Here is a 13,523-nt window from a genome sequence, read left to right on the forward strand (position 1 = left end):
GTTTATAACGCGAGTAATATGTTTAGACTTAAGAATGAAAGACTTAAGACTTACGACTTGATCTAGTCAGGCATGCTCAAGACTTCAACCATTCAGCACAAACCAAGAACATCCAAACCCTATATCAACCCCAAATCTTTAACCGTTGCAATGAGTTGCGTGGCATTTTTAGCACCAAACTGAATGCGCAGTAAACCAATTCGCTTTTCGACCGAACTAAACTAAACCTGGTGCTCGTTTGCAACGAGTGCCCATTTACACCAGCGTTTATAACGCGAGTAATATGTTTAGACTTAAGACTGAAAGACATAAGACTTACGACTAGATCTATTCAGGCATGCTCAAGACTTCAACAATTAACCACAAACCAAGAACATCCAAACCCTATATCAACCCCAAATCTTTAACCGTTGCAATGAGTTGCGTGGCATTTTTAGCACCAAACTGAATGCGCAGTAAACCAATTCGCTTTTCGACCGAACTTAGACTGTAGGGTTTGATGCGCTGAACTTTAAACTCGTGGGCTATTTCGTCTTGCACCATACCTTTGGCCAGGTGTTTGAGCAACTCAATATCGTAGTCTTCAATTTCCATGACACTTTTTTTATGCAGGGCCGATTCAACCTGCGGCGACACATAAATATGGTTGTTACTGATACTGTTGATGGCCAGTTCCAATTCCAACAATCCCCTGCGACCTTTACACACATAGGCATCTACGCCATGAGATTTAATGAGTTTTCGCACCATTGGAATGCGTTCTTCTACACTGTAAACTATAATTTTTAAATTAGGAAAGTTAAGCTTTAGTGCCAGTGCCAGCTCATCGCCCGAGCGGATGCTTTGTTCGCGGTGGTCGGTTTTAAACGACAAATCGGTGACCACCAAATCAAATGCACAACCATCCTTGGCGGCAGCTTTTACCTTAAGGAGTGCATCATCGCAATAATTCACCCTGTGAATCTGCGGGATATTCATTTTTTCCAAAACCGCCGATACACCCATATTGATGCTCTCGAGATCGTCGGCTATTAAAACCTTTGAAAACATTATATAACTATTTTAACCTGAAACCCTTTTCCGGGTTCTGTGTCAAATGTAATACTTCCGTTTAAGGCAAAAATGCGGTTTTCCGCATTTTGCAAACCATTTTGCTTTTTTAACACCGTTCCTACCCCATTATCGGTATATTTAATTTCGGTTTTATTCTTTATTTGGCTTACGCTCAACACTACCAAAGTAGCCTCACTGTGTTTTTTCATGTTGGTTAACAATTCCTGTAACACCCGATATACGGCGTTTTTCTTGTTTTGAGACAAGACATTCCAGTTGTATTTGGACACATTGCGGTTAAGGATGCGAAGCTCATCGGACTGATAGGACGACAGTAAATCCAGTAACACTTCATCATATGGCAATTTGTTATCCAACATATTAAATTCTTTTGAAATATCTCGCGAACGGTTATAAATAGACTCTAAATCGTCTAACCACTCATCGGAAGTATCTTTATTTAATTGCATTTTTACCATGAGCTGATACACTTCGTTGGCCACTTCGTCATGCACCTTTTTTGAAATTCTGCTTTCAGTGGTAAACACTTCGCGCTGCTTGATTTGTTTGATGCGATACAGTATAAATAAAATTACAACAACAAATAACACGGCACTTAAAATAGCAATCAACAAGGTAAGTTGTTTTTCGCTTCGTTCTTTTTCCAGTTGGGCTTGGGCACGCTGACTAACCAGTTTTTCGCGGTTAACGTCAAAACGCATGGCCGCATAGATATTTTGTACTTCACGGTTGGCTTCGTTAAGACTGTCGGTTAATTTTTTATAACCAAGCACCATAGCATCATCACTTAAATCTACCAGTAAATTATAGGCCTCTTTAAGATAAGACGCACTGTTAAGCTCCTTTGCAATGCTTAGACATTTATCGGCATAAGCCCGGGCTTGTAAGAACTCGTTTTGAGCCCGGTAATAGTGTGCCAGATGGCGGTAACTGCCAAAGACACCTTCTTTACTGTTTTTAAGTTGGCGCAAACGCAAACCTTCCATTAAAACCGGCAAGGCTTCACTATGGTTTTGCCTGGTAAGAACAGCGCCATAATTATTAATGGTACGTGCCAGTGCCAGCGTATCGTTTATACTACGGGCTTTGTCCATTACCCAACGGTAATCTGTTTTAGCAGCTTCGTAGGTCTCAAGTTCGCGATACACATTACCACGGTTATTGATAATGGTAATACTATCGGATAAAGTTACCGCTACCGTTAGGGCATTGTTATAGTAATTTAAGGCCTGATCAAACAGGTCTTTATCTTCGTATAATCGGCCTAACTGATTGTACAAACCCAGTAAGCGATTGGGTATCATTTCGGGTTTTGACTTAAAATTAGCAAGCAGATTAAGTGCCTCCACGCTTTGATTTTCGCTTTCGGTTAAATCGCCTATTTTAAAAGCCGCAATAGCCAGCATGCGCATGGCATCAACAGCTGCAATGGTATCTGCATTTTTTAAAAAGACGTCCTTTTGATTGGCATAATAAAGGAAACCCCTTGGTAAATCGGATGGATTTTTTGGATATAAAATGGCTTGATGGGGCGACACTAATGTGTCGTTATTGGGTTGTGCCTTTACAACAACCATCGACAACAACAAAACCAAGCAACAAATGAAGTACCGAATCATGGCCTAAAAATACGACGAGATTTGAAAATAAAAACTGATTTAGATTCTTCACAGCCGATATTATATAATCGACATAAGATTACACCACCTAAGACATAAGACTTAAAGCGGTTAACGTTCGTCTAGAAATCTCATTACCGCGCTATAATAAAGGTACGCCTGACTGCCAAAGGTGGGATATTAGAAGTGGGATATTCGATATTAGATATTAGAAGGGTGTACGTGGCTGATATAGGTTGAATAATTATGGTCAATACATAGAACTAATTGTCCCCTTGAGGGGACTTTAGGGGTGTAAAACCTACTTAACAAAAATTTGAAAAATTAATATTAAAAACGGTCAACTCTATTCAGGGAAGTTCAGGGAATAAGAACATGATACACTCGCTAAAAACAATAAAGCCCTTCTCAAAATTGATAAAGGGCTTTTATTCTCATAAATTTTGTTTCGACTTAAAAGTGACCATATTTGGCTAAAACATACCGCCGTCACTCTTGGCTTCGTTATCATCGCGTTGCTTTCTGCTCATGGCCCGATATTTTCCACCGCCAAAACGGTAGTTGATACCTGCAAATACAGTTCTGCTTTCCCAATTCCAGTTACCCACTTGTCTAAATGGTCTGTCGCTCTCAAATCTCGAGAACATGGTTCCAAAAATATCATTAAAATTAAGTGAAAATGTGCCGTTCTCAACAAAATTATAACGCATGCCCAAATTAACCATACCCATGGCCTTTGAGTTAAACTGTACACCATCCTGAGGACCTCTAAACAGTCCGAAAGCAGAAAGACTCAGTTTTTTGGTGACCTTAAAATTATTAAAAAGGCGAGCGTTAAAAACCACATTTTCTACTGTTACGGTTTCCCTGATAATATCGTCTACACCGGCCTCATTGGTTGGTACCGTTAAACGCTCGGCGATACTTTTTTGAGACCTCGAAAACACATCGATGCCGGTATTGATGCTCCACCAGGCGGTAGGTTTTAAACTTGCAGAGACTTCCACCCCATAGGACACTGAGTTATCAAAATTATCGAAACTTATAATCAATCGGTTGAGATCGTCTCTGTCTATAAATAAATACTGATTAATCTCATCTTGAATCACCCTGTAAAAAACACCACCGGTTATACTGCCTTTTTCAAATTGTTTGGTATAATTGGCCTCTAGCGAATTTGTGAATTGCGGTTTTAAATCAGGATTCCCAAACTGCGAAACCAAAGGCGTTGTAAATTCGGGCAACGGATTTAACTGATTGGGATTGGGCCTGTCCACGCGTCTGCTGTAACTCAATTGATAAGTCCCCTTTTCGGAAGGTGCATAGGTAACAAAAGCCGACGGGTACAACTCAAAATAATTATTGGCAAAGGTTAAGCTGTTGTCAATTTCGGTATTTAAGTCGGTTTCAATGGCAATTCCGGTTTCTCTAACATTCTCAGCTCTTAAGCCCACTTGATAGGTCCATTTATCTATTTTATTGCCAAAAGTGGCGTAACCTGAATAAATATCTCGCGTTAAATCATAATTCGTGGCATTTGGAATAAAATCTCCATCAATGTTTTGTACTCTGGCATCGGAAAAATAATCGGTCACCGAATTCAACAATCTTGCTTCTAATCCGGCTTCCAGCTTCTTGGTTTCAGATAAAGGATTGGCATAATCCAAATTAAAAATGCTTTGCTCTCTTTTAACACCAATGTCTTCAATAAAGTTAGGTCGGGTATTAAAACCATTAAATGTATTAACATTAAAAGCATCTGAATCAAACCTATTATGGTCTGCTTCAAACTCAAGGGTATGATCTTCTTTATCCAGTTTTAATTTGTAGGCCAAGTTGTATTGCTGCGAATCGTTATTATTGTTTATATCTAAGTTTTGATTGATCTCTGCCAGATTATTAGCTTCACCGGTTATAAATGTATCGCCTATTAATCCACCGTCGAAAATATTCTGATTGGTAAAAACCGACAGGGTGTTTTTGTCATTAATGTAGTAATCAACCCCGATTTTATATAATGTGGACTTGTTTCTGTTTAACAAATCAAATCGTTGATTAACACCTTCATCTGTTCTGTTAATGGAGCCAAAATTGTCGTTTTTGGCAATATTATTACTCACATTACCATAAAAATTAAACTTGCCATTTCTGTAATTTAAATTCAAGGCACTGTTAAACTTAGGCTCTATTTGATAGGCTAAGCCAACATCTACGCTGCCGTTAAAACCCATGGCCACATTTTTGTGAAGTATGATATTGATAATACCGCTCATACCTTCAGGATTGTATTTGGCAGACGGATTGGTAATTAATTCAATTTGCTTAATAGCATTGGAAGGTATTTGTTTAAGCAACTGAGCCACCGGCACGTTCGACAACTTCCCGTCAACCATAACGGTAACGTTTTGATTACCTCTAAATGTTAGTTCGCCACTTTGTTCGTCAACCCGTACCGACGGTAAATTATTCATAATGTCTGAGGCAGTAGGCCCGGCAGTAGTTAGGTCTTTACCAACATTAATCACCTTGCGGTCTACTCTTTGCTCAATGCTCGAAACTTCTGCCACCACCGTTACCTCCTCTAATGAGGTCATATCTTCCTCAAGTGTAATGGTGTCGAGATTAACGGAATAAGCATCAGCGGAAATGCTAATGTCCTTTTGATAGGTCTTAAAACCTATATACTGTATCTTAACGCGATAATTACCTTCTTGTAAACTATTAACTTTAAAGTATCCTTTATCATCTGTAATACCGCCGGTTAAAATTTCTCCTAAAGTATTTTCAATGACTACTGTAACGTAAGCTAAAGGTACTTGGTGAGAGGCGTCAATTACAATACCTTCAACACTTCCCTTGCCATCTGAAGCCGGTTTGTAAAACGTTTTTGAATTTACGGTTGACCAAATGGTCAAACTCCATAGTAATGCCAAAGGCATACATAACAACACTCGTCTGTTCATTTTTTGATTGATTTATTGGTTATTAAGCTGTTGAATTAGGTGCTTATGTTTACTTGATGAGAGTATCACAATAATTCAAGCAGCATGTGTTTATAAAAGACTATTCAAATTAAATTTTGTTACAGTGGCATTCTCAATGCTTTTATAATTGTGAGGTGTCAAATTAAAAAAAAGCAATTAAAATATTTGACTATGAATAATTTAAGCAAAAAAATGATATCGATACGAAAAGATGAGATTTGGCAAGTACAAAGCGCCGAAACACCTATATGTCAATTGGTAGAAATGAGATTAAGCAAAACAAGGAGGAGCCAATAATTTAACTATCCATTAAAAATGAAAAAACCCTTCTCAAATTATGGAAGGGCTTTTTTATTTACAAATTATATCGCAGTCTAAAGGTGATAAATCTGGGTTGTATAAAATACTCCGTTACACTAACTGAAATATTATTTGCAGAGGAGTTGACCTGAGATTGTGTATTGAGTAAGTTGGTAGCTCTAATCTCATATTCAAACTTTGAGTCTTTATCTTTTCTATAGTTTAATGAGGCATTCCAGATTTCAAACGTATTGAGGGTGCTATTATCATCTTTTAGATTATTGTAAGCATAATCTGTTCTAAAGGTAAATGTTTTCCAAATCAAGGCGTCGAACTCTACGGAAGGTGCGTTTCTGTAAAACTTTGTAAAGCTGGAACCTTGATCATTTTGATCGATGCCGTAAGTATATCTGACGGTAAAATTGGGTGCTTCTCTAAAATTACTATTCACCTCAGCAGTGTAGGTTTGTCCGTAACTCTGGTTTACAGATCTCACATTTTGAATAAACTGGTTAAACTTAGCATAATTGAAACGGCCATTAGCTGTAGCTCTAATTTTTCCAAAGGTGCGCTGAAAACGTCCGAAGGCAGAAAAAGTTTCATCTGCAAATGCCGAATTAAAAGGCGAACTGGTTCTAATAACGCTTTCAAAATTGGTTAAATTTCTAATTTGGTCTATACTTTTATTGTAAGTTAAGGTTCCTATTACATTGGTGTAATTAAATAAATTAAAGCTTCGGTACGTTAAATTTACAGAATGAGACAGCGCATTCTCTAAAGCTTCATTACCCGAAAAAATAGAGTTAAAGCTATTAAGCACCAGTCCGCGTGCCAGATTAGTAACATCGGTAAACTGGTTTTGCATGCGGTAATTAAAAATAATAGTTTCACTCTTTTTTAACTGAATTCTCGCAAGAAAGTCGGGCAGTACTCTAAAGAAATTATCTTCAAATTCCTCACCAAACTGCACGTTTCTGTTACCATAGGCATGCGCTGAAAAACCTGGTGTTAAGGTGAAGATTCCCGATTTTAAGGTATAGTGCACCCCAACATACAAATCGCTAAAGTTATACTGGGTATCGTTTACATTTAATCCATCGTTAAAAATTGGCGTTGGTGTAAACACGCTGTTATCGTCTAAAAACTGAAACATATTAGAATCAAAATCCTGACGACTTAAGATGGTTCCAAATGTAAAGTTGATATTACTTTTATTATTGAGTACATTCCAGTAATCTAACTTGGCGTCTAACTGATTTGATTTAACTCTTCTATCTTGCGCAATATTGAAATTGTTTTGAAGGTTGTCAAAACCTAAAGCTGTAGCAGTATTTTCATAGCTGTCTTTATCTTCTAATACGGCATTGTAAAACGGATCTTCGTCTTGCAATAAATGCTGTACTTCAAACGCAAAGATGTTTTTTTCGTCTAGGGTATAATAATAGTTCAAGTTCTGATTGATGCTGAAAGGTGTAACATCTTCAATCTGGTCTGTGTTACCAAGTACAGATGAAAATAATTGCTCGGTTTGCACTTCTTTAGACATTCTTCCCAAAACATCGTAATCTAACTGATTATTAACATTGGGTTTGTAAATAGCACTCAACTTTAAAATGCCTTGGTCGCTACTTTGGCGCGTTCTGGAACGCGTTTCTTCGTCTGGTATACCCAAACTTTGATCGGTATAAATAAGATCCCTATTTTGCTGTAATCTAATACGACTACCGGCAAAAATGGCAAAACCACTCAAATCTAACTTGTTGTTAGGTGAATAATTAAAACTAGCCGCTCCTAATTTAGTCTGTAAATCTTGCGCTCTGTTATTTTGTAAGGCTGCAAAATTTAAATTATTGTTTCCTAAATTAATATTGGTACCACTTTGTCTGCTGGGATTTCTAAATCCCCCTGAAAAATTTCTAATATCCCTGTTAGAGAGTGCCAACTCGCCGATATTATTCATATCGCCGATAAAATTAATACTGTATTTAGGACTGTAATAAAACAATTTTGGTTGTGCCAGATACAATTCATTTTCGGTTGAAGCACCACCACCCACAGTAACATCACCAAACCAGAAATTCTTTTTGCCTTCTTTTAATTTGATATTAATGGCAATATTATCCTGATTGTTTTGCACACCGCTTAACTGGCCGACTTCAGCGTAATTTTTTAACACCTGAATTTTGTCGACCGCGTTGGAAGGTATGTTTTGAACACCGAGCTTGGTATCGCCATCAAAAAAATCTTTACCATCAATCATCAACTTTTGAACACGCACGCCATCTACTTCAATTTGGCCATCGGCATTGACTTCTACTCCGGGCAGCTTTTTAAGTACGTCTTCCAGCTTACGCTCGGTACCACTTTTAAAGGAGTCGGCATTGTAAACAATAGTATCGCCACTAATGGTTACGGGCATTTCGTAGGTGAGTTCTACCGCATCAAGCGCATTATCGGCTATTAGGATAAAGTCTTTATTGATGTCGGATTCTTTGGTCTCAATGGTTTCTTCGGAAGTTTTCATGCCTATGTAACTTACCTGTAATTTATATCTGGCATTTTTATTTAGCGATAACTGGTATCTGCCTTTGTCGTTGGTAATGGCATAAGCATCTAAACTGTTGGTTTCAATATTTATGGCAATAACATTGGCTAGCTCTAATGGCGAACCGATACTGTCTTTTACCACGCCTTGTACTTTAACCTGGGCATTGCTGTACGACACTACAGTTAAAAACAGTAGTATAAAAAATTTGTTCATTTAGTTGGTTTAGTAGTTAGTAAGTAATCTTTTTATTTAGAAGCCGCGGCTTCTATTGCGGCCACTCCACATTTCGCGCATTTCGGCCATTTTTTCCTTTACGGTTTCGTTATACTTTTCCTGTGTTATTTCTTTTCCTTTTGATGGTACTTTGATTTCTTCCTTATCGGCAGGGTTCAACACAATTTTAGTGCATAAAATAACTGTTCTGTCTGCACTAACCTCTAAAATTAAACCGGGTAATCCCCAATATTCTCCGGGACCGTGACTTACCGGTATTTGAGGTGTGTACCAAGCCGTGACTTCAACGGTTTTGGGGATTTCTATTTCTTCGGAGACCTCTTTTGTAGCGGTTGTATCGGTTTTTTTCTCGGCCGTGTCGTCTCGTCTTCTCATACTTCTCCAGTCGAACTCATCAACTTCTTTAGTAGCCGTTGCCTTTAAACACATATACTGACCAATTTGTTTGGTTTCGCCGGTCATTTTCCAGTCTAATTTTTTTAATTCGTCTTTTACCAAAAACTGCTTCCCAAAAAACTCCTGCTCTTGCAATAAGGCCAGATCCTTTACATTTTTGTATTGCGGCCCGCCGGTTAAACTGGCTCCAAATCCGCCAAAACCTCTTCCGCCACCACCGGCCCCCGGCGCTTCTAATCTTTCTTCTTCTTTATAAATAGACTCGGTTTTATTAAAGGTGAGTATAAAGGTTTTTTCAAGGAAAGTCTTCATTCGCTCCATCATCTGTTTTTTTTGCTGCTCAGATAGTTCGCGTCCGCCCCAATTGCCCATATCCATAGTGGTTTTAGTTTGGTATACGGCTCTTCCCTGAAAATCCTGGGCATTAATGGTTTGAAAAGTCATTGAAAACAGCAACAGTAAACTAATAACCAAAAGGTTGTAAAAAGATTTCATATAGTTGATTTTAAAATAGTCGATGTAAATGTATGCGATTAAACAGTACTTAGACGATTCTAAAATCTTAAAGTTAAAGTGGTTGTAGTTAAATTTATCTTAAAGTTATCCGCCAATTCTAATTTGGATATGTTCGCCGCTGCCACTTCTACCTGTTGGCCTATTTTGTTCTTGCATTTCTTTAAGCCGCTTATCTACCAACACTTTGTATTCTGCTTGACTTACCTTTTTACCTTTTGTTGGTGCTTTAATTTCCAGCTTATCTGTTGGATTCAATACAATACTCGTGCAAACTATGGTTTGAGAGCCATCGTTAATTTCTAAAATTAACCCGGGCAAACCCTGGAATTTTCCGGGTCCGTTTGAAACAGGAATTTGTGGGGTGTACCATGCGGTGGTTACAATTTCTTTTTTAACCATTTCAGGTTCTTCGTCACTTTCAACGACAGAAAAACTAAGGTTGTTGGTTTTTGGCACTTCTATCTCTCTGGTGTAGGTGGCTTTAAAGCAGGTGTAATCACCAATAAATTTGGTTTCGTTTTCAAGTTTCCAGTCGTAGTTATGCAAACTGTCTTGAATCAAAAATATTTTACCCATGGTTTCCTTTTGACTAGTAAATTCAAGTGCTTTTGTGTCTTTAAATAACACATCACTTCCGCCGCCACCAAAAGAAGTAACCATTATTCCGCCGGATGTGTTTGGTGCTTCTAAGGTTTCTTCTTCTTTATACATAGAAGTCTCCTTATCGAACACTAATTTATATGTTTTTTGAAATTGTTTTTTTAGCATTTCTTGCATTTCTTTTTCCATGGCACTGGTAACCTTGGTGCTATCCAATTTAATTTCTACCTTCCTATGAGATTTGTAGGTGGCTATACCTTGAAAGTCTTGCGCAGAGACCTTTGAAATTACGAGCATTGACATAACAATACTCAAATTAATTAGAATATTTTTCATGATTTATGGATTTTGATTATAAAATTTTATGATGGTCTTTTTTGCTTTTTGAAAACGGCTCATAAAAACGTCAAGTTCATTTGAATTACCTTCAATTTTGAGTGAAAAATTTTCTATTAAGTAATTATCGCCCTGGTCTTTCTCACAAACAAATTCAAAATAAATGCTTTGATTTGGGCTAGATGATTCAAATATGGCTCTAACATCATCATCGTTCAAAGTTTCAATTTTTTCTAAAGAATCAGCTTTTAGTGTGACACCTATATTGGATGTTAACACCTTAGATTCTAAAATTTGACCATTTAATGGTTTTGTTTGTGCCGCTACCGAAAAGCCGATGAGCATGGTGATAAAAAGAATAACAGTTTTCATAATTTGAGTTTTAATTCTACAGTGCAAATATGACAACAATAAATCAGCAATAAGGTTAACCAGTGTTAACGTGTGTTAACCAATTGTATTGGTGAAAACTAAAAAAACTACTTTTGATTTATGAAATGGCCATTAACAAAATGGTAAACCAACCGAGAATGATTTTGTGGGCATTGCACCTGCCTGCCGGCAAAGGCAGGTCTGACCGATAAAAACAAATAAATATAAACAGATGAAACGTCAATGTAGAAATATTGACGCACAGAAGTCTGATTATCGCAGGGCGTTCCATGTGACCATTGAAAATCAATAAATATAAACACATGAATAGTAAAACTTACACTTGGATTCTATACGTAATTGCCACCGTTATTGTGGCCACCATTTGCATTCAAGCTTATTGGAATTATAAAAACTACCTCGTCAACAAACAGCAACTCATTAACGAAGTTCAAATAAGTTTGGATAAAGCTGTTGACGATTATTATGCTGCCCTGGCACAAAATTCCACTGTTGGATTTACATTTAACAGCGATTCTGAAAAAAATATCTTCGGAAAGGACAGCACTTTTATTAAAATTTTATCAAGTATTGATAGTACCCAAAACAAATTTAAAAAATTAGACCATATCAAACCTGAAAGCATAGAAGGCGTTACTGTTTTTAGAGGCGCCGAGGTTAAATCGATGGATACCATTTCTCTTGAGTACGCCAGATTTGAAGATGATAACGCCACCACTTCTTTTTTAAGAAATAATCCCGATTCACTTCAAGAAAAAGCAATCAAATTCTTAACATCTAAAATTGTGATATCCATCAAAAACGACAGTTTAGATTTGAAGCAAGTTGACAGTCTGCTTAAAAACGAATTCCAACGAAAAAAAATAAATGTCACTTACCTCATGCAGTATAGCAATGATAAAAAGGCGCAGTATTTTAGATGGTTTGAAGACAACTTTGAAACAACAAGTAAATCGGACTCGTTGGTAAAAGGCCTCAACACCAAAGCAAACTCAAGCTTTCTCCCGCCGGGAAGTGAATTAAACTTGTACTTTACCAATGAAATGCCTTTGCTTTTAAAACGAATATCGGGCGGTATTTTATTGTCCTCAATTCTTGTTTTAGGAGTGATTGGCTGTTTGTTTTATTTGCTCAAAATCATCAATCATCAAAAACAATTGGCCGAAATTAAAAATGATTTGATTAGCAACATTACCCACGAATTTAAAACACCCATTGCCACCATTAGTGCCGCTTTAGAAGGTATGAGTACTTTTAACGCCATAGATGACAAGAACAAATCCAGACATTATATTAACATGTCTGCCAACCAGTTAGCGAAATTGAATACCATGGTTGAAAAACTCCTGGAAACGGCCACTCTAGATAGTAACGAACTTGAATTTAGTAAAGAAGAAATTAATCTGAGCAATTTAATCGAAGCCTCTGTGAATAGCTTTAAAAATCAGCATCCCGATAAGACTTTTATAATCAATAAAGACAGCGATCTCATCTCGACTGAAGTAGATGTCTTTCATTTTGAAAATGCCATTAATAACATTTTAGACAATGCCGTTAAATATGGCGGCAATATAATTGAAGTGGGTATTAAATCCTTAAAAAATAATATTGAAATTGATATTTCAGATAATGGCAACAGCTTAAAAAATTCGGACAAGGATCGCATCTTCGATAAGTTTTATCGTGTTCCAAAGGGTAATACACATGATGTGAAAGGTTTTGGAATTGGTTTGTTTTACAGCAAAACCATCATAGAAAAACACGGTGGAAGTATTGTCTTAAATTTGAATGACCATAAAACAACCTTTAAAATTAAGTTGCCTCATGAGCGCTAAAATAAAATTATTATTAGCTGAAGATGAAGCTGCTTTGGGACAAATCATTAAAGAGAGTCTTGAAACACGCGATTTTGAGGTATTACTTTGTGAAAATGGAGACAAAGCCTTTGAAGCTTACAAAAAACATCAACCCGATGTGTTGGTTTTAGATGTGATGATGCCTAAAAAAGATGGTTTTACTCTGGCAAAAGATATTAGAACCATTGACCATAGCGTTCCTATTATTTTCTTAACAGCTAAATCTCAAACTGCCGATGTGGTGGAAGGTTTTTCGATTGGTGGCAACGATTATTTAAAGAAACCATTTAGCATGGAAGAGTTGATTGTGCGCGTTCATAATTTACTCGACCGTAAAAAGCATCAGCATAAAGTGGCACTGGTTACATTGGGCGACTACACCTTTGATTTTCCCAAGCAACAACTTGCTTATAAAACCGAGGCAGCTGTTCAACTTACACACAGAGAGGCCCATTTACTGTTTCATTTAATAAAAAATAAAAATCAGGTTTTAGATCGAACCATCATTCTCAATCACCTTTGGGGTACCGACGACTTTTTTGCGGCGCGCAGTATGGATGTTTTTATTACCAAACTTCGTAAAAAACTTCAAAAAGACGAGACGATTCAAATACTAAATGTACGCGGTTACGGTTATAAATTAGTGTGCTAAACATCTATTTATTTT

At 37.1% G+C, this 13,523-nt stretch carries 9 protein-coding genes; 2 read left to right on the forward strand and 7 right to left on the reverse strand.

The window, feature by feature from the left end:
* Positions 1-384: 384 nt before the first annotated feature.
* From FJ651_RS02300 to FJ651_RS02330, 7 genes are all read right to left on the reverse strand, one after another.
* Positions 385-1,050 carry a DNA-binding response regulator gene (locus tag FJ651_RS02300; protein ID WP_140988777.1) on the reverse strand — a complete coding sequence of 222 codons (666 nt, stop codon included), beginning with the start codon at positions 1,048-1,050 and terminating at the stop codon, positions 385-387.
* Positions 1,050-2,693, reverse strand: a complete 1,644-nt coding sequence (locus FJ651_RS02305; protein ID WP_140988778.1) for a tetratricopeptide repeat-containing sensor histidine kinase — start codon at positions 2,691-2,693, stop codon at positions 1,050-1,052. The genes FJ651_RS02300 and FJ651_RS02305 overlap by 1 nt, the downstream gene beginning before the upstream one ends.
* A 473-nt stretch (positions 2,694-3,166) precedes the next feature.
* Entirely contained in the window at positions 3,167-5,656 is a 2,490-nt protein-coding gene (locus FJ651_RS02310) for an outer membrane beta-barrel family protein (protein ID WP_140988779.1), read from the reverse strand.
* A gap of 376 nt (positions 5,657-6,032) precedes the next feature.
* Positions 6,033-8,738 (reverse strand): TonB-dependent receptor, encoded by a 2,706-nt coding sequence (locus FJ651_RS02315; protein WP_140988780.1) that lies wholly within the window; start codon positions 8,736-8,738, stop codon positions 6,033-6,035.
* Positions 8,739-8,774: 36 nt separating this feature from the next.
* A complete protein-coding gene (locus FJ651_RS02320) occupies positions 8,775-9,650 on the reverse strand; it encodes a GLPGLI family protein (protein ID WP_140988781.1) in 876 nt (291 codons plus the stop codon).
* Positions 9,651-9,755: 105 nt separating this feature from the next.
* On the reverse strand, positions 9,756-10,607 hold the full coding sequence (locus FJ651_RS02325) for a GLPGLI family protein (RefSeq protein ID WP_140988782.1): 852 nt from the start codon (positions 10,605-10,607) through the stop codon (positions 9,756-9,758).
* Between the two features lie 3 nt (positions 10,608-10,610).
* The gene (locus tag FJ651_RS02330) at positions 10,611-10,979 is read right to left on the reverse strand and encodes a hypothetical protein (protein ID WP_140988783.1); all 369 of its coding nucleotides are present in this window, start codon (positions 10,977-10,979) and stop codon (positions 10,611-10,613) included.
* Between the two features lie 323 nt (positions 10,980-11,302).
* Between FJ651_RS02330 and FJ651_RS02335 the strand changes: the two genes are divergently transcribed.
* Both FJ651_RS02335 and FJ651_RS02340 read left to right on the forward strand, forming a co-directional pair.
* Positions 11,303-12,835 carry a sensor histidine kinase gene (locus FJ651_RS02335; RefSeq protein WP_140988784.1) on the forward strand — a complete coding sequence of 511 codons (1,533 nt, stop codon included), beginning with the start codon at positions 11,303-11,305 and terminating at the stop codon, positions 12,833-12,835.
* Positions 12,825-13,508 carry a response regulator transcription factor gene (locus tag FJ651_RS02340; protein ID WP_140988785.1) on the forward strand — a complete coding sequence of 228 codons (684 nt, stop codon included), beginning with the start codon at positions 12,825-12,827 and terminating at the stop codon, positions 13,506-13,508. The genes FJ651_RS02335 and FJ651_RS02340 overlap by 11 nt, the downstream gene beginning before the upstream one ends.
* The last annotated feature ends 15 nt before the right edge of the window (positions 13,509-13,523 follow it).

Source organism: Paucihalobacter ruber (assembly GCF_006494535.1).
Lineage (GTDB): Bacteria > Bacteroidota > Bacteroidia > Flavobacteriales > Flavobacteriaceae > Paucihalobacter > Paucihalobacter ruber.